A 16,839-nucleotide genomic window follows, 5' to 3' on the forward strand; every position below is an offset into this window, starting at 1 on the left:
GGGCCCAGGAGAGGCACCTGGACCCCGTCGGCGTTCACAGCCGGGCGCTCAGCCGCCCAGCGGCAGACCCTTGGTCGGCAGGGAGGACGTCGGCAGGGACGACGTCGGCAGCCCGCCCTTGGTGAGGGCGTCCGTCGGCAGCCCGCCCTTCGTGGCACCGGAGGCCGCGTCCCCCAGGACACCGCCCGCGGTCCCGGCCACGTCGCCCGCGGCCTTCTGCGCCGCCGGGGCCGCCTTCTTCACGGCGGCGCCGCCGGTCTTGCCCGCGGCCGGCACCGCCTGCTCGACCGCCTTGCCGCCCGTGTGGCCCGCGACCGTGGTGACGCTCTGCGCGGCACCGTCGACGGCGTTGCCCACGTGCGCGCCGTCCAGGGCGGTCAGACCGCCCAGGTTCGGGGTGGCCGCCGGCAGATTCGTGGCCGCTCCGGCGGAGCCGGCCGCACCGACCCCGGCAGCCGCTCCCGCTGCGACGAGCAGCGCGGCACGGGCGATCCGGCGGGTCAGAGGGAGGGACATGATGCTCCATTCGACGGGAGAGAACGGTGTCTGTGTCCAAGCCCGTCTCCGGCTCGGACGCCGTGACTACCGCTCGAAGCCCGCGAAGGTTGCGGACGCCCCAGGTAAAGAATGGATAACGCGTCGCATTATCAGGTGTGGATAAAAACGGGCAAAGGACGTTCGCCGGAAATCGTGCAGAATCCTTCCCGCCCTTGATTCCCAAGGGTTCCCGGGACGGGCACGCCCTCCGCCCGAACCGTCGTACGCCCCGGCGGCGCACAACCCGCCGGAGTGAGCGTCCGTACTACTGTCCGGCCACGATCCGCACCGAGCCCACGGACGTCTCCACGGACTTCCCCGCGGAGCTCTGCGCGCCCCCGGCCCCGTCCGACCCGGCCGTCCGCCACGCGTCGCCGTCGCTCCCCGCGGTCCACACCCGGCCCGCGTACGCCACCCGCTCGATGTGCAGCGCCGAGGAGTGGGCCACCGCCCACTGCGCCAGCTGCCAGCCCCGCTCCCGCTCGCCACGCCCGGCCGCGTCCGTCTTCGTACCGTCCGGCACCGGGACCGTCACCGTCCGCCCGCGCGCGGTCGCGGTCACGCTGGGCGACGGGGACGGCGACGGTACGGGCGTCCCGCCCACCACCGCCCCGGTCTCCTGGAGCGCGTCCCGCCCGAAGTCCCGTACCAGCGCGGCCCGCACCGCGTCCGGGCCGGTCGCGGAGGTGGTGCGCTGCGGGCGCCCGTCGCAGGTCAGCGTGGCCGCCGCCCGCCCGGTCAGGGCCGCCGCCAGCAGCGTGGCGTCCTGCTCGTGCTTGGCGTACGCCTCCGGGTAGCCGCTGCGCTGCACCCGCTGCGCGGCCACCGTCAGCGGCAGGTCGGTGTAGTCCGGCACCCTGGCCAGGTGCGCGTAGAAGATGCCCGCCGCGTAGGCCGGGTCCATGATCTGCCGCTCGGTGCCCCAGCCCTGCGAGGGCCGCTGCTGGAACAGGCCCAGCGAGTCCCGGTCGCCGTGCTCGATGTTCCGCAGCTCCGACTCCTGGAGGGCGGTCGCCAGCGCGATCGTCACGGCCCGCTCGGGCATCCCGCGCCCGGTCCCGACGGCGGCGATCGTCGCCGCGTTCGCCGCCTGCTCGGGCGTGAACTCGTACGACGCCCCGTCGTCCGAGGGCGAGACCACCGTGCAGCCGCGCGCACCGCCGCCTCCGGTGACGTACTGCACCACGAGGTACGCGGCGACGCCGCACAGGACCAACAGGGCCGCGGTGTAACGGAAGAGGCGCCCGCGGCGCTTGGGACGGGTGGGGGACGGCTCTGACACGCGTACAAGGTACTGGAGCCCCCCGGGCCCCCTACGCTGGGTCCACGGGACCGCGCCGTCGTTCGCGCCCCCGGCCCCGGCGGGTGGCGCGTTAGGGTCGTGGCCATGGCCGACACCTCGCTTGACCTCACGCTGGACGCCGCCGCGCTCACCGCGCAGCTCGTGGACTTCCCCTCCGAGAGCGGCACCGAGAAGCCGCTCGCGGACGCCATCGAGGCCGCGCTGCGCGGCCTGCCGCACCTGACGGTGGACCGCTACGGCAACAACGTGATCGCCCGGACGGACCTCGGCCGCGCCGAGCGCGTCATCCTGGCCGGGCACATCGACACCGTGCCGATCGCGGACAACGTGCCCTCGCGGCTCGACGCGGACGGGGTGCTGTGGGGCTGCGGCACGTGTGACATGAAGTCGGGCGTGGCGGTGCAGCTGCGCATCGCGGCCACCGTCCCCGCGCCCAACCGCGACCTGACCTTCGTCTTCTACGACAACGAGGAGGTCGCCGCCGGCCTCAACGGCCTGGGGCACGTCGCCGAGGCCCACCCGGAGTGGCTGGCGGGCGACTTCGCGGTCCTGCTGGAGCCCTCCGACGGCGAGGTGGAGGGCGGCTGCCAGGGCACGCTGCGGGTGCTGCTGAGGACGAAGGGCGAGCGGGCCCACTCGGCGCGCGCCTGGATGGGCTCCAACGCCGTCCACGCGGCGGCCCCCGTCCTGGCCCGGCTGGCCTCCTACGAGCCGCGCCGGCCGGTCATCGACGGGCTGGAGTACCGCGAGGGCCTGAACGCGGTGGGCATCAGCGGGGGAGTGGCCGGGAACGTCATCCCGGACGAGTGCGTGGTCACGGTCAACTTCCGGTACGCCCCCGACCGCACCGAGCAGGAGGCCGTCGCGCACGTCCACGAGGTGTTCGCGGACTGCGGCGTGGAGGAGTTCGTGGTGGACGATCACAGCCCCGGCGCGCTGCCCGGCCTCTCCCAGCCGGCCGCCGCCGCCTTCATCGAGGCGGTGGGCGGCACCCCGCGGCCCAAGTACGGCTGGACGGACGTCTCCCGCTTCTCCGCGCTCGGCATCCCCGCGGTCAACTACGGCCCCGGCAACCCGCACCTGGCGCACAAGCGGGACGAGCGCGTGGAGACCGCGAAGATCCTGGCGGGCGAGGAACGGCTGCGGAACTGGCTCACCGCCTAGCCCGTGCGGGGCGTGCCACCGCACGCCGGACATGCCCGGGTCCCCCCGCGGTGATCCGCGTAGATCTAGTCTGACATCGAACTACCGGCAAGCGGAGGGAGCGCACATGCCTACCGGCAATCCCGAGGGGAAGAAGCAGCCGCCGGACGAGCAACGGCTCGGACCGGTCCTCCGACGGCGGGGCCAGGTGACGGCCAGCACGACCGACCAGCGGCTGCTGGACGAGCGCGCCCCCACGGACTGGGTCCACACCGACCCCTGGCGGGTCCTGCGGATCCAGTCGGAGTTCATCGAGGGCTTCGGCACGCTCGCCGAACTCCCGCCCGCCATCAGCGTGTTCGGCTCGGCGCGGACCCCGGTGGACTCCGCGGAGTACGACGCGGGCGTGCGGCTCGGCCGGGGGCTCGTGCAGGCGGGCTGGGCGGTCATCACGGGCGGTGGCCCGGGAGCGATGGAGGCGGCCAACAAGGGGGCGTGCGAGGCGGGCGGCGTCTCGGTCGGCCTCGGAATCGAACTTCCCTTCGAGCAGGGGCTCAACCCCTATGTCGACATCGGCCTCAACTTCCGCTACTTCTTCGTCCGCAAGATGATGTTCGTGAAGTACGCGCAGGGCTTCGTGGTCCTCCCCGGCGGCCTCGGCACCCTCGACGAGCTCTTCGAGGCGCTGACCCTGGTCCAGACGCAGAAGGTCACCCAGTTCCCGATCGTCCTGTTCGGCGGCGAGTACTGGGGCGGCCTGGTGGACTGGCTGAAGAACACGCTGGTGGCCCAGGGCAAGGCGTCGGAGAAGGACCTCCTGCTGTTCCACGTGACGGACGACGTGGACGAGGCGGTGTCCCTGGTGTCCAAGGAGGCGGCCCGCTAGGCGCCTCCGCGGGGGGGGGCTGAGGGGGACGTCCGCCCGCCCCGGCCCCCCGGCCGGTCAGGCCAGACCCCGGCGGGCCACGGCGGGGACCCGGTGACCGGCGATGGACGCCACCATCTCCAGCACCTGACGGGTCTCGGCCACCTCGTGCACCCGGTACACCTGCGCCCCCAGCCACGCGGAGACGGCGGTCGTCGCCAGCGTGCCGATCAGCCGTTCCTTCACCGGCCGGTCCAGCGTCTCCCCGACGAAGTCCTTGTTGGACAGCGACACCAGCACCGGCCACCCGGTGGCCACCATCTCGTCCAGCCGCCGCGTCGCCTCCAGGCTGTGCCGCGTGTTCTTCCCGAAGTCGTGCCCGGGGTCGATCAGCACCGACTCGCGCGGCACACCGAGCGCGACCGCCCGCTCGGCCAGCCCCACGGTCACGTCCAGGATGTCGGCCACGACGTCGTCGTACGTCACCCGGTGCGGACGCGTACGGGGCTCCACGCCCCCGGCGTGCGTGCACACCAGCCCCACCCCGTAGCGCGCCGCGACCTGCGCGAGCCCCGGGTCGACCCCGCCCCACGCGTCGTTCAGCAGATCCGCGCCGGCCTCGCACACGGCCTCGCCGACCTCGGCCCGCCAGGTGTCCACGCTGATGATCACATCGGGGAAGCGCCGCCGTACCTCCGCGACGAAGCCGACCGTCCGGCGCGCCTCCTCCTTCGCGGTGACCTCTTCCCCGGGCCCGGCCTTGACCCCGCCGATGTCGATGATCGCTGCGCCCTCGGCCACCGCCTGCTCCACACGCGCCAGGGCAGGCTCGTCGCCGAAGGTGGCTCCCCGGTCGTAGAAGGAATCCGGCGTCCGGTTCACGATCGCCATGATCACCGGCTCGTGCGGCCCGAATTCCCGCCTGCCCAGCCTGAGCATCCGCTGTGACCTCTCCTAGTACGTTCCGCAGTACGGCCGCCTGCGACCCTAACTGTCAGACTCGCATGGCACGATCGGACCCTGACAGTTTCGGCTTCCGGCACAGCGTCCGGTAACGAGCGTGGGGACCCTGATGCGATGGTGATGTTCTTTTTCCTGGTCGTCGCGCTGGCCGTCGTGGTCGCCGCGGTGACCCTGGCCGTGGTGGGCGGCGGGGGGAGCGCCCCGCTGCCCGAGGTGGCGCCCGAGCGGCTCCAGGACCCCCTCCCCGCGGACCGCCCGGTGGGCCGCGCGGACGTGGAGGGCCTGCGCTTCCCCCTCGCCCCGCGCGGCTACCGCATGGCCGACGTCGACGACGCGCTCGGCCGGCTCGCCGCGGAACTGGCGGAGCGGGACGCCCGTATCGCCGACCTGGAGTCCGCGCTGGCCGGCGCGAGAGCCGCCGCCGCGCACGCGCACCACGCACCGCGGGACCGCAGCGAGGGCCCGGAGGAGGAGCGATGACCACCGGAGCGGCCGTACCCGGCCCGGACGGCGCCCTGCGCTGCCCCTGGGCCCTGTCCACCGTCGACTACGTGTCGTACCACGACGAGGAGTGGGGCCGCCCGGTCCACGGCGACGACGCCCTCTTCGAGCGGCTCAGCCTGGAGGCCTTCCAGTCGGGCCTGTCCTGGATCACGATCCTGCGCCGCCGTCCGGGCTTCCGCGCGGCCTTCGCCGGCTTCCGCATCGAGAAGGTCGCCGCCTTCACCGAGACCGACCGCGACCGCCTGCTCGCCGACCCCGGCATCATCCGCAACCGGGCCAAGATCGACGCCACCCTCGCCAACGCCCGTGTCCTCGCCGACTGGGCCGAGGGCGAGCTGGACACCCTGATCTGGTCCCACGCCCCGGACCCGGCCACCCGCCCGGCCCCGAAGACCCTCGCGGACGTCCCGGCGGTGACTCCGGAGTCGACGGCCCTGTCCAAGGCCCTGAAGAAGCGGGGGCTCAGATTCGTGGGCCCGACGACGGCGTACGCACTGATGCAGGCGTGCGGCCTGGTCGACGACCACCTGGAGACGTGCGTGGCGAGGAGCGCCCCCTGAGCTACCGCCCCAGGTACTTCGGCTTCTCCTTGTCCACGAACGCCTGGACGGCGATGGCGTGGTCCTCGGACCGCCCCGCCCGGGTCTGGAGCTCGTCCTCCTTCTCCAGCGTCTCGGCGAGGGAGTGCGTCAGCCCGAAGGCCACCGCCTCCTTGATCGCCGCGTACGCCACCGTCGGCCCCGAGGCCAGCGCCCGCGCCGCCTTCCCGGCCTCCGCGCGCAGCTCGGAGGAGGGGACGACCCGGTTGGCGATCCCCAGCTCCAGCGCGTCCTGCGCGCCGATGCTGCGCGGGAAGAGCAGCAGGTCGGCGGCGCGGCTCGGGCCGATCACCCGGGGCAGCGTCCAGGAGATCCCGGAGTCGGCGGTGAGGGCCACACCGGCGAACGACGTGTTGAAGGAGGCGCTGTCGGCCACCAGCCGGTAGTCCGCGGCGAGCGCGAAGCCGAACCCGGCCCCCGCCGCCACGCCGTTCACCGCCGCGACCACCGGCTTCGGCGCCCCGGCGAGCGCCCGCACGATCGGGTTGTAGTGCTCCCTGACCGTGGTCATCGTCTGCCCGGCCCCGGTCTCCCGGTCACTGGCCAGCAGTCCGATGTGCTCCTTGAGGTCCTGGCCCACGCAGAACGCCCGGTCCCCGGCGGCGGTCAGCAGGATCGCCCGCACGGCCGGGTCGCCGGCCGCCGATTCCGCCGCCTCCCGCAGGGCGACCTTGGTCGCGATGTTCAGCGCGTTCATCGCCTCGGGGCGGTTCAGCGTGATCGTCGCGAGTCCGTCGCTCACCTCGTAGAGCACGGTGTCGGCCATGGCGCATCCCCTCCGGTTCGCGGCTGGTGACGTACCGCTCAGTACGTCCATGTCTGAGGACAGCATGGCGGAGATCGCCATCCAAGGGCCGGACCGGACGTGTGACCTGCGTCAAAGAAAACCGGAGCGGAAGCCGTCGGCGGATCGTCGTGCGGGGGCGCAGTATCGCAGCCACATCGCCGAATTGGGTGGTTTTGCTCGCGCGCGTTGCCCAAGCGATGCCGACTGATGTTGGTCATCGGGTCCTGCGATGCGGGATAATGGCTTGGAAGCAATGTGTTCGATGCCGGTGTCGCGTGTCCGTTGCGGATGGCGGGTGCCCCGTGGGGCCGTCGGCAGACGATCGATGAGCTGGGTTTCAGGAAGGGGAACGAGCATGGCGGCCATGAAGCCGCGGACGGGTGATGGCCCGCTCGAGGTGACCAAGGAGGGGCGGGGCATCGTCATGCGCGTTCCGCTCGAAGGCGGCGGTCGACTCGTCGTCGAGCTGACCCCTGACGAGGCCGAGGCGCTCGGCGACGCCCTGAAGAAGGTCGTCGTCTGACGTCCCAGCGATCAGTCCTTCCGGCTGCCCCGGCATCGTACGCGGTGCCGGGGCAGCCGCGTTCCCGCACCCCCCGGCGCGGCCTCAGCGCTTGACGGCGCACAGCAGGCCGTCGCCCACCGGCAGCAGCGAGGGGACCAGTTCCTGGCTCTCCCGCACGGTGCGCAGCAGCTCGCGCAGCCGCAGCACCTCGGTCGGCTGCGGGCCGGAGTCGACCGTGCGGCCGTTGGCGAACACGCCCTCGAAGACCACCAGGCCACCCGGCCGCAGCAGGCGCAACGATTCGGCGAGGTAGTCCGGGTACTCCAGGCGGTCCCCGTCGCAGAAGACGAGGTCGTAGCCGGCGTCCGCGAGACGCGGGAGCACGTCCAGCGCGCGGCCCGGGATGAACCGGGCCCGGTTGCTGGCGAAGCCGCAGACGCGGAAGGCCTGCCGGGCGAACTGCTGGTGCTCCGGCTCCGGGTCCACCGTGGTGAGCACCCCGTCCGGCCGCATCCCGTGCAGCAGATGGATGCCGGACACCCCGCAGCCCGTGCCGATCTCCGCGACCGCCTTCGCGTCCACGGAGGCGGCGAGCAGTCGCAGCGCGGCGCCCGTGCTGGGCGACACCGAGCGCAGCCCTGCCTCGCGGGCCCGGTCGCGGGCCCAGCGCAGCGCTTCGTCCTCGGCGACAAAGGCGTCGGCGAACGCCCAGCTCGTCTGCCGGTTGCCGGTAATGACCCTCTCCTGTCCCCGTGGTTGCCTGGGCGTGACTGTATCCGTTGGCGTCGGGAACCCGCAGATGGGACCGGGCGTTTACAAGGAAGAGCCGGTGACCGGGGACGCGACGGGGGGCGAGAGGTGGATCAGGACGCCGAGCAACTGCTGACGCAGGCGCATGAGCCGTATCAGCGTGCATCAAATTCTCGTAAAACCGCTTATCCGGAGCTAACGGGCGAGGTGGCTATGGTAGGGGCTCCACTGGACACCACCAGAGCCGACAGGGGAGGTGCGGCTGCGCCCGGGGACCGGGGCGGAGTGCTACGGCGCTTCCTCGGGTCGGCGGGCAGGCCGAAATCCGTGACCGACACCGCTGCCGACAGCCACGCCGCCGGTCTCGCCGCAGGCGAGACCCAGACCGCGACCTTCGCCACCGACGCGGACGGGCAGGCGTGGACTCCGCCCGCGTGGGAGGAGATCGTCAGCACGCACAGCGGCCGGGTCTACCGACTCGCCTACCGTCTGACGGGCAACCAGCACGACGCCGAGGACCTCACCCAGGAGGTCTTCGTCCGTGTCTTCCGTTCCCTGTCGACGTACTCGCCGGGCACCTTCGAGGGCTGGCTGCACCGCATCACCACCAACCTCTTCCTGGACATGGTCCGGCGCAAGCAGCGCATCCGCTTCGACGCCCTCGGCGAGGACGCGGCCGAGCGTCTGGCCAGCCGCGAGCCCACCCCCCAGCAGCTCTTCAACGACGCCCACTTCGACGCCGACGTCCAGCAGGCCCTCGACACCCTCGCGCCCGAGTTCCGCGCCGCCGTCGTCCTGTGCGACATCGAAGGACTGTCGTACGAGGAGATCGCCGCGACCCTCGGCGTGAAGCTCGGCACGGTCCGCTCCCGCATCCACCGCGGCCGGTCCCAGCTCCGCAAGGCCCTCGCGCACCGCTCCCCGGAGGCCCGCGCGGCCGAGCGGCGCTCCTTCCTGGCCCCCCGTGTCCCCGCTCTGGGGGGAGGGGGCGCGACCGCGTGAGTGGATCTCGGCCGAAACCTGTCGAGGAGGCGCGCCTCGCAGAGCAGCACCTGGGAGACCGGCTCTCCGCCCTCGTGGACGGAGAGCTCGGTCACGAGACGCGCGAGCGCGTCCTCGCGCACCTGGCCACCTGCGCCCGGTGCAAGGCGGAGGCGGACGCCCAGCGCGCGCTGAAGAACGTGTTCGCGGAGGCGGCCCCGCCCCCGCCCTCGGCGAGCTTCCTGGCCCGCCTCCAGGGCCTCCCCGGGGGAGGTGACCCGAACGGCGGCGGATTCCTCGGCGGCCCGGCCACGGGACCGTCCGACGCGTCCGACGCCTCCGGGCCGTTCGGCGTGAGTCGCGGTGAGCGCCTCCCGTTCGGGTACGTCCCCGCCCGCGCCCCCGGCTTCCTCCCGGCCCGCGCGAACCGCGTCGCGGCTCCCGAGGACCGCGGCTTCCGCATCCATCCCGTCGGTCGCCCGGACGACGGCCGCTCCGCCTCGCGCGGGCTGCGGTTCGCGTTCGCCGCCGCCGGCGCGGTGTCGCTGGCCGCGGTCGCCCTCGGCGGCGTCACCACCTCCCTCCCCGGCGACCTGACCACGGACGCCCGCGGCGGCACCGGCGCCGGCAGCAATGTGATCCCGGCCGGCACCGGCGCGGGCGGAGGCGCGGCCACGCCGGAGACCCAGCGCCGCCGCCCGGTGGGGCCGCTGCTCGCCCAGGGCGGCGCGCCGCTCGGACCAGTTCCGGCGGCACCGACCACCCTGTCCGCGCCGCTGCTCCCCGGAGTGCCGTCCCCCGTCGCCGGGCAGGACCGGGCCGAGCCGGTGCGCGCCGTGACCGCGCCCGTGCTGGCCGGTGTGGCCGCCGTCTCCCCGCTGATACGCAAGCTCGACGAGACCGTGGCCCTGCCGCTCGCCGACTGGTCCACCACCCCCGGAGTCGTCGGCTTCGGCCTGCTGTCCGCCCCCGTCCCCGACACCGTCCCCTCCGCCGCCCCGGCTTCCCCGGCCGCTCCCGCCGTGCCCCACCAGTCGCCCTGACCGGCCGCCGCCCCGCGGCCCCGCGAACCTGGTTGAATCCTGTGAGACCGCTCCCGCGGCGAAGACCCGGGGGCGGTGGACGACGTTCCATGGCCGCGGCAGCGCGCGGTCGCGGCCCAGCCGTGGGGAGAGCATGAACGAGGGGAACCGTGTCCCGCCGGTGGACGGACCGGAGGGGGCGGCGGGTGTGACGCCGGCCGACCGCATCGAGGCAGCCGGGGGCGCCCTACCGGAAGCCACCGGATCCGACGGCGACTTCGAACTGGCCAAGCCGGCAGGGCTGCCGGCCGAGGCGGACGGAGGGGAGACCTACGGGGGAGGCACGGGGGGAGACCTCGGGGGAGGGGCTGGGGGACGAACCGGGCCGGCCATCCGGGGTGGCGCCGATGACGGCATTCGCGGTGGCGTCGGTGGAGACATTCGGGGTGGAGACATTCGCGGTGGCGGCGTTCGGGGAGAGGCGGGTGGAGACATCCGCGGGGACGCCGAGGGAGACCTCCCGGGAGGCGCCGGTGGAGACGCCGTAGCGGCCGGGGAGGCCTCCTGGGCGGCTCCCGTCGGGCGGCCCAAGCCGCTGCACGACCCCGACCCGTACAGCACCCCGCCGTACGGCGAACCCGGCCCCTGGGCGCCCGCACCGCCGGTGCAGCATCCGGCGGCGACCCCGGCGCACGGAACGGCCGTGTCCGCGCCGGCGATGCCACCGCCGGCCGCGCCCACGGCACCCCTGCCCGCGGCCATGGCGCACGCACCTGCGCCCGTTCCTTCCGCACCCGCACCGCACGTGCCCGGCCCCGCCCAGGCGCCGGCCGCGCACGCACCCGCGCCCACCGCCCCCGCCGGCCCCGTCCCGGAGGGCTCCGACCCCTGGGGCCGTTACGACCCCTGGGCCGGTGGTTCCGCCAAGGAGCAGGTGCCGGCCCTGGGGCCGCTTCAGCAGACCGGTGCGGGCGTGCCGACGGAGCAGCAGCGCAAGAGGAGCGCGCGGCGCGTCCTGTTCGCGTGGACCCTGGTCGTCGCCCTGTTCTCCGCGGGCGTCGGCGGAGCCGCCGGCGCCTATCTCCAGCGCGAGGGCTTCGGCGACGACGTACGGCTGCCGCAGGCCGGGAGCGTGCCGGCCGGGCGGGCGCCGGACAGCGTGGCCGGGATCGCCGCCCGCGCCCTGCCCAGCGTGGTCACGCTGCACGTCCGTGGCGCCGACGAGGCGGGCACCGGCACCGGCTTCGTGCTCGACGCCGAGGGGCACATCCTCACCAACAACCACGTGGTCGAGCCCGCCGGGACGGGCGGCGACATATCCGTGACGTTCAGCAGCGGCGACACCGTCAAGGGCAAGGTCGTCGGCCGGGACAGCGGCTACGACCTCGCCGTGGTCCAGGTGCACGGCGTCCACGGGCTCACCCCGCTGCCCCTCGGCAACTCCGACGACGTCAAGGTCGGCGACCCGGTCGTCGCCATCGGCGCCCCCTTCGACCTGGCCAACACGGTCACCTCCGGCATCATCAGCGCCAAGGAGCGGCCGATCACCGCCGGTGGGGAGAAGAGCGACGGCAGCGACGTGTCGTACGTCGACGCGCTCCAGACCGACGCCCCCATCAACCCGGGCAACTCCGGCGGCCCGCTGCTCGACTCCCGGGCCCAGGTCATCGGCATCAACTCCGCCATCCGCTCCGCCGGCAGCGGCTCCGAGGCCGACGGCGGCCAGGCCGGGTCCATCGGCCTCGGCTTCGCCATACCCGTCAACCAGGCCAAGCGCGTCGCCGAGGAACTGATCAACGAGGGCCACGCCACGCACCCGGTGATCGGTGTCACCCTCGACATGGGCTACACCGGTGACGGCGCCCGTATCGACAGCAAGAGCGCGAGCGGAGGTTCCGCCGTCACCCGGGGCGGCCCCGGCGAGCGGGCCGGGCTCAAGGCGGGCGACGTCATCACCGAGGTCGGTGGTGAGCGCGTCCACACCGGTGAGGAGCTGATCGTCAAGATCCGCGCCCACCGGCCGGGGGACCGGCTGCGGCTGACGGTCGAGCGTGACGGCATCGAGCGGGAGGTGTCACTCGTGCTGGGCGCGTCGGAGCAGAACTGACAGAAGTCTCACCTCGGGACGGTACCGGTCGGACAGGAACGCCGGGTACCGTTGAGCGACCGAGGACATCGCAAGGAGCGTCAGGTGTTCAATGACATAGGACCACTGGAGCTGGTGACGATCATCGTGCTCGCCGTGCTCGTCTTCGGTCCGGACAAGCTCCCGAAGGTCATCCAGGACGTGATGCGCACGATCCGGAAGATCCGCGAGTTCTCGGAGAGCGCGAAGCAGGACATCCGTAGCGAGCTGGGTCCCGAGTTCAAGGACTTCGAGTTCGAGGATCTCAACCCCAAGACGTTCCTCCGCAAGCAGCTGGACAACGACGAGCTGGGGCTCAAGGAGATCCGCAACGGCTTCGACCTGAAGAAGGAGATGGCGGAGGTCACGGACGCGGTCCACGGCCGCGACGGTTCGTCCTCCTCGTCCCCTTCGCCGTCGTCCCCGTCGTCCCCGTCGTCCTCCGGCGGGCGCGTCGACATGACCAAGAAGCCCGAGACGCCCGGGGACGACGAGCGCCCGCCCTTCGACGCGGACGCCACGTAAGCGCGTCCACCGGCGCTCCCCCCCCCGCCGACACGCGCACGTGTGCGTACGCCGCACACGTGACGCGTCTCATACCGCACGCCCGTGGCGTACGGCCCGCACAGGCCGTACGCGCGACCCACGCATCCAGCGCCTGCCCTGCTGCCCCCAGTGGTGTGGATATGCTGCCGAGTTGTTGTGCGGACCGGACGCGTACGCCCGAATGGGGGGCGGGCCACCCCGGTTCGACGAGAGCGAGGAGGCGTCCGGGCAGATGGAGACGACGAGTCGGGTGGGCGCGCAGGTGCCGGCCGCGGAGGGCGGAGAGCAACTCCCCTCCGCCCGGAGTACGGTCGACGGTTACCTGCGGGCGCCCTTCCCGTGGTACGGGCTCGACGAGGCGTTCACGGGGCCGCGCTGGCTGATGCAGGTCGGCACGGCCGCCGACGGCGCCGTCGAGCACGGTTCGATCGGGCACGGCGACGAGCCCTCGGTGCGGGGCGAGACCGGCTCCGCCGGCGAGCCCCGGGAGAAGTTCGCGGTCGTGGTCACCGTCGCCGCGCAGCCGTCCCGGCGGAGCGCCGACGGTACGGGGCTGCTGGAGGCCACATCGGTGTCCTCGGCGGCGTGGCTGGCCGGAGTGGGGCTGCTGTCGTTCACCTGGCCCGGGCAGATGGACCACAGCCTGCGGGACGACTGGCTGGACCAGCAGACGGAGACGGCGTGGGCCCTGGCCGACGACCTGGGGGGCCCGGAGTGGTCCCGGCTCTCCCTGCCCGTCGACGGGGTGTCCGCCTCGTTCCACTACCGGGAGTCCGAGTACGGCTGGGTGCTGGCCGGCACCACGGACGCGGGGGTCCACCTGGGCGCGTACGGGCGGGGGATGAGCGCGTACGGCCTCGGCTTCGCCGCGGTCAAGGACATCGCCGCCTACGCGTGACGGGCCGGGCCCGGGTGCGGTGGCCGCCCGGGGCCCGGCCGGCCGTTCAGTGGGTCAGGCTCTTGAAGATCGTCACGACGGCCGCGAGCTGGGCCAGGATCCAGGTGACCCCTACGGACAAGCCGCGCAGCTGGTGGATGGACAGCAGCAGGGCGAAACCGCTGGGCCAGTACTTCTGTTCCCTCCGGAACGTCGCCAGGTCCATCCAGATGCTGGTGAGTGTCAGGATGACGAGCAGGAGCGCGGCGTACAACATGAGCTGGCGGGGGTCCGTGTCCATGATGTGGATGAGCGCGGCGGCCAGCACCGCGGGGAATCCGTAGGCAGCGGTGAGCAGCCAGGCCCGCGCCTGGCTGCGGTGCCCGGGCAGCAGACGCCACAGCGCCCCCAGCGTGAAGCCGGCGACCGCCCACCCCAGCTGGTAGAGGATCAGGTCCGCGGCGAACTCCGGGAGGCCGATGGGGGAGTACAGGGCTTGCTGTCGCGCGTAGGAATCCTGTGCCTCGTAGTAGACGAGCAGCACGGTGGCCGGCGTTCCGAACCAGAACGCCAGACGTGCCGCGCGCACCGCGTTGGACCACCAGCGTCCCTCCGGCCCCCAGGCGAGGGCGATGTCCAGCACCGAGATCTGCTCCGGCGGGTCGGCTCCTTGGCACGCGGTGACCATCCACTGGTGCAGCCCGTTCAGTTTCTCTTCCAACTGCTCGCAGGTCACTCCGGCGGCGCGGCCCTGGTCCAGCAGGTGCATCTGATGGTTCGCGTTGCGGTATTGGCGGGCCTTCTCCAGCAGTTCGCTCCTGTCCTGCTCGCTGGCCAGCCGCACCCGGCAGAAGCGGTCTCCCATCCGGCTCAGCACGGACCACCGCCGCCCCAGGGCGAGGAGGGCGTACAGGGCGAGGATGCTCAGCCCCAGCCAGACGCCGTACAGCGCGCCGGCGCCCGCGAACCTCGTGGCCCGGACGCCGACGAAGAAGGCGAACAAGGAGACGGTCAGCAGGAGATCCGGCTTGCTCGGCCCCAGGGGGAATCGCTCGTGTCCATGGCGGCCGTCCACCCGGGAGGCCCTGCTGCGGAAGCGCAGCAGGGCCAGCAGGGCGATGCCTGTCAGCACCCAGCTGTAGGCGAAGAGCCATCTCAGGTCGGTGTAGAAGAAATTCGCGAACGTGCTGCTCAGGGACGCGTTGTGAGCGGAGGGGTCAGGTTGCTCGACGAGCCAGTTGACGCGCTTCCACCGTCGTTCCTTCACCCACCAGGCGCATGCGAGGAGTGCCACGGCGACGGCGGCCAGCAGGCTTCCGACGACGGCCACGCACCGGACGGGGGCGTCGTCCCACCGCCTGGTCCAGCGTCGCCCCTGGAACAGTCCTCCCTCACGCACGAAGCGCCAGGCCCAGGCGGCCATCGCGGCCAGCCACAACCACACGGTCACCAGCCCCAGCAGGGCGAGCCCGGTGCGGCCAAGGGCGGTCGTCGTCTTCGGTCCCAGGCCCCCGGGAAGCCCGAAGACATCGTGGCCCAGGAGCACCAGCACGCCGATGCCCGCCACCGCACACGTGGTCGCCGTGACGGCGAGTGCCTGACGACGCTGGACGGCCGCCGGCCGGGCCGGCTCGTCCGGGCCGGCGCCGGCCGAGGTCCGTGACGCGCCCACGCTCCACGGGCGGGCGGCGAAGACCAGGACCACGCCCGCGGGGATGCACAGAAGGGCGTGCCACCGGGGGGAGAACCGGTCCTGCGGGACGAACAGGAGCAGTGCCAGAGCGACCCCCGCGCTCAGCCCGGCCCACTCCAGCAGTGGGCGCGTGAAGCTGACGTCCTGTGGGGAGCCGGTGTCCGGGGGGTCCGCCGTGGACCGCCGGGCCGCCGCCCCCCGCGCTGGTCGCCGTGCCGCTCCGGGCCCGGTGGCTGCCTCGGCGGGCTCGGTACGGAGTGCGGCCACGACGATCAGGACCGAGGCGCACACCCACCACGAGGCGATGCCCGCGGTGGCCCAGAGCGACTGACCGAGCTTCATCGGCAGCAAGCGCTGCCAGGGTGGGTCGACCTCCACCTGCACCTCTTCGGGCAGTGCGTTCTTCCACACCAGATGGTTCTCGGTGGAGGACGACGCGTGCTCCACGAGGTCGTTGAAATTGAGGCCGCCCAGATCGACCTCGATCCGCTTCCACCGGATGGTCTGGAGCGTCGGCGGCCACAGGTAGATCATCCATGTCCTCCCCGTCGGGATGACCTGCCAAGGACCCACGAGGACGGGATTTTCCGAGGTGATCCAGTCGTAGGCGACGTAGTGCACCGTGACCGAGGTGTCGGTGGCGGTCACCACCGGGTCGTGGGGGCGCCATTCGCTCCGTTCCCCGGGTGCCGCGTCCCCGAACAGCAGGCACCGCATCGCCTGGCGGTACTGCGGGGACTCCTCACCGAAGGTCAGATGGCGGGCGTGCGGCCACTGTCTGGGCACCCGCACCGTCATGTCGGAAACTGTCCGGGGAGTTGAGCGCTTGTGCTGCTCCAGCCGCAGCGTGGCGCTGACGATGCTTCCCCTGAGGTCGTCCGACATGCAGTCAGTACCGGCATCGCGCTGTCGTGCCTGAGCCGGACCGCACTCTCCCGCTGCCCATGCCACCAGCACCAGGAGCGGCAGCAGCAGCCGCCACCACCGAGTCATCGCCATAGGGCTGACACCTCTCCACGTCCCCGGCGAATGTAGACAAAGCGGTGTGTATGTCATGCTCAGACACACGGCGGATCGCTGACACGCACCTGCTTGGGCGTGCCAGCGGCATTTGCGGGGGCGGGTTCGGCGTCCGACAATGGAAGCCGTTGACCGTCAGTCGATTGACGGAGGACCCATGACCGACACCGAAACGGGCGTCCCGCGGAATCCGCTTCCCCGCTTCGAGGAGGCCGAAGGACTGGGGCCCCAGGACGCCGAGTTCGTCGAGGATCTGGTGGCGGTGCTGGCCAAGCACGGGAATCTGGACCGGTTCGGCATCTGCCTGTTGCACGACCACTTCCCGCTCCGCGCCGGCGAAGTGCTGGTGGAGACGAACGACCCCGTGGCCCGCACACTGCACGCCCATGTCGAGAAGGCGGACAGGACGCAGCACGCCAAAGCATCGCAATGGCGGTTCGTGCCGCATGCCGGCCGGGAGCCGGGCGCGGGGTCCGCGGGCGGTTCCTACCAGGAGATCATGCTGTGCACCACGCTCGACCTCTGCCCCGGGCACACGGACGACCCCGACGGCCGTTGAGCGCTCCGGGTACGGCGAAGGGACGCCGTCCTGAGCACGCCGGGCACGGCGAAGGGCGCC

Annotated in this window: 18 protein-coding genes; 12 read left to right on the forward strand and 6 right to left on the reverse strand. The window is 72.8% G+C overall.

Annotation, left to right across the window (positions count from 1 at the left end; all coding sequences use genetic code 11):
• Nucleotides 1-48 precede the first annotated feature (48 nt).
• Together IE294_RS27425 and IE294_RS27430 are read right to left on the reverse strand one after the other, a co-directional pair.
• Entirely contained in the window at nucleotides 49-516 is a 468-nt protein-coding gene (locus IE294_RS27425) for an ATP-binding protein (RefSeq protein WP_189890488.1), read from the reverse strand.
• A gap of 286 nt (nucleotides 517-802) precedes the next feature.
• Nucleotides 803-1,819, reverse strand: a complete 1,017-nt coding sequence (locus IE294_RS27430) for a VldE C-terminal domain-containing protein (RefSeq protein ID WP_189890490.1) — start codon at nucleotides 1,817-1,819, stop codon at nucleotides 803-805.
• Nucleotides 1,820-1,924: 105 nt separating this feature from the next.
• Here IE294_RS27430 and dapE point away from each other — a divergent pair, with 105 nt between their 5' ends.
• A complete protein-coding gene (dapE, locus tag IE294_RS27435) occupies nucleotides 1,925-3,004 on the forward strand; it encodes a succinyl-diaminopimelate desuccinylase (protein ID WP_189890491.1) in 1,080 nt (359 codons plus the stop codon).
• Nucleotides 3,005-3,110: 106 nt separating this feature from the next.
• On the forward strand, nucleotides 3,111-3,869 hold the full coding sequence (locus IE294_RS27440; protein ID WP_189818135.1) for an LOG family protein: 759 nt from the start codon (nucleotides 3,111-3,113) through the stop codon (nucleotides 3,867-3,869).
• Between the two features lie 57 nt (nucleotides 3,870-3,926).
• Here IE294_RS27440 and folP read toward each other — a convergent pair whose 3' ends face one another.
• Nucleotides 3,927-4,787, reverse strand: coding sequence for a dihydropteroate synthase (folP, locus tag IE294_RS27445; RefSeq protein WP_189890493.1), 861 nt, complete (start codon nucleotides 4,785-4,787; stop codon nucleotides 3,927-3,929).
• 138 nt (nucleotides 4,788-4,925) lie between these two features.
• Between folP and IE294_RS27450 the strand changes: the two genes are divergently transcribed.
• Nucleotides 4,926-5,291: a DivIVA domain-containing protein gene (locus IE294_RS27450; RefSeq protein ID WP_189890495.1), complete on the forward strand. Its 366-nt coding sequence runs from the start codon at nucleotides 4,926-4,928 to the stop codon at nucleotides 5,289-5,291.
• The gene (locus tag IE294_RS27455; protein WP_189890497.1) at nucleotides 5,288-5,875 is read left to right on the forward strand and encodes a DNA-3-methyladenine glycosylase I; all 588 of its coding nucleotides are present in this window, start codon (nucleotides 5,288-5,290) and stop codon (nucleotides 5,873-5,875) included. Before IE294_RS27450 ends, IE294_RS27455 begins: the two co-directional genes overlap by 4 nt.
• A 1-nt stretch (nucleotide 5,876) precedes the next feature.
• Here IE294_RS27455 and chcB read toward each other — a convergent pair whose 3' ends face one another.
• Nucleotides 5,877-6,680, reverse strand: coding sequence for a 2-cyclohexenylcarbonyl CoA isomerase (chcB, locus tag IE294_RS27460; RefSeq protein WP_189890499.1), 804 nt, complete (start codon nucleotides 6,678-6,680; stop codon nucleotides 5,877-5,879).
• 49 nt (nucleotides 6,681-6,729) lie between these two features.
• Here chcB and IE294_RS47860 point away from each other — a divergent pair, with 49 nt between their 5' ends.
• Both IE294_RS47860 and IE294_RS27465 read left to right on the forward strand, forming a co-directional pair.
• Nucleotides 6,730-6,909 (forward strand): hypothetical protein, encoded by a 180-nt coding sequence (locus IE294_RS47860; protein WP_229917366.1) that lies wholly within the window; start codon nucleotides 6,730-6,732, stop codon nucleotides 6,907-6,909.
• Nucleotides 6,910-7,056: 147 nt separating this feature from the next.
• A complete protein-coding gene (locus IE294_RS27465) occupies nucleotides 7,057-7,224 on the forward strand; it encodes a DUF3117 domain-containing protein (protein ID WP_018544333.1) in 168 nt (55 codons plus the stop codon).
• An 84-nt stretch (nucleotides 7,225-7,308) separates the two neighbouring features.
• Here the strand turns inward: IE294_RS27465 and IE294_RS27470 are convergent, their stop codons facing one another.
• Complete coding sequence (locus IE294_RS27470) at nucleotides 7,309-8,007, reverse strand: O-methyltransferase (RefSeq protein ID WP_078611812.1); 699 nt, start codon at nucleotides 8,005-8,007, stop codon at nucleotides 7,309-7,311.
• A gap of 234 nt (nucleotides 8,008-8,241) precedes the next feature.
• On the opposite strand from IE294_RS27470, the gene sigE reads away from it, so the two are divergent.
• The 5 genes from sigE to IE294_RS27495 all read left to right on the forward strand — a co-directional run bounded on the left by sigE (nucleotide 8,242) and on the right by IE294_RS27495 (nucleotide 13,528).
• Entirely contained in the window at nucleotides 8,242-8,958 is a 717-nt protein-coding gene (sigE, locus tag IE294_RS27475) for an RNA polymerase sigma factor SigE (RefSeq protein ID WP_078611813.1), read from the forward strand.
• Nucleotides 8,955-9,980 (forward strand): zf-HC2 domain-containing protein, encoded by a 1,026-nt coding sequence (locus tag IE294_RS27480; RefSeq protein WP_189890501.1) that lies wholly within the window; start codon nucleotides 8,955-8,957, stop codon nucleotides 9,978-9,980. The genes sigE and IE294_RS27480 overlap by 4 nt, the downstream gene beginning before the upstream one ends.
• 133 nt (nucleotides 9,981-10,113) lie before the next feature.
• On the forward strand, nucleotides 10,114-12,066 hold the full coding sequence (locus tag IE294_RS27485; RefSeq protein WP_373315854.1) for a S1C family serine protease: 1,953 nt from the start codon (nucleotides 10,114-10,116) through the stop codon (nucleotides 12,064-12,066).
• Nucleotides 12,067-12,150: 84 nt separating this feature from the next.
• Nucleotides 12,151-12,609 carry a sec-independent translocase gene (locus tag IE294_RS27490; protein ID WP_189890502.1) on the forward strand — a complete coding sequence of 153 codons (459 nt, stop codon included), beginning with the start codon at nucleotides 12,151-12,153 and terminating at the stop codon, nucleotides 12,607-12,609.
• A 253-nt stretch (nucleotides 12,610-12,862) separates the two neighbouring features.
• Complete coding sequence (locus tag IE294_RS27495) at nucleotides 12,863-13,528, forward strand: hypothetical protein (RefSeq protein WP_189890504.1); 666 nt, start codon at nucleotides 12,863-12,865, stop codon at nucleotides 13,526-13,528.
• A gap of 46 nt (nucleotides 13,529-13,574) precedes the next feature.
• Here the strand turns inward: IE294_RS27495 and IE294_RS27500 are convergent, their stop codons facing one another.
• Nucleotides 13,575-16,199, reverse strand: coding sequence for a DUF6185 family protein (locus IE294_RS27500; protein WP_189890506.1), 2,625 nt, complete (start codon nucleotides 16,197-16,199; stop codon nucleotides 13,575-13,577).
• Between the two features lie 178 nt (nucleotides 16,200-16,377).
• Here IE294_RS27500 and IE294_RS27505 point away from each other — a divergent pair, with 178 nt between their 5' ends.
• Nucleotides 16,378-16,779, forward strand: coding sequence for a hypothetical protein (locus IE294_RS27505; protein ID WP_189890508.1), 402 nt, complete (start codon nucleotides 16,378-16,380; stop codon nucleotides 16,777-16,779).
• The last annotated feature ends 60 nt before the right edge of the window (nucleotides 16,780-16,839 follow it).

Source organism: Streptomyces canarius (assembly GCF_014650735.1).
Lineage (GTDB): Bacteria > Actinomycetota > Actinomycetes > Streptomycetales > Streptomycetaceae > Streptomyces > Streptomyces olivaceoviridis.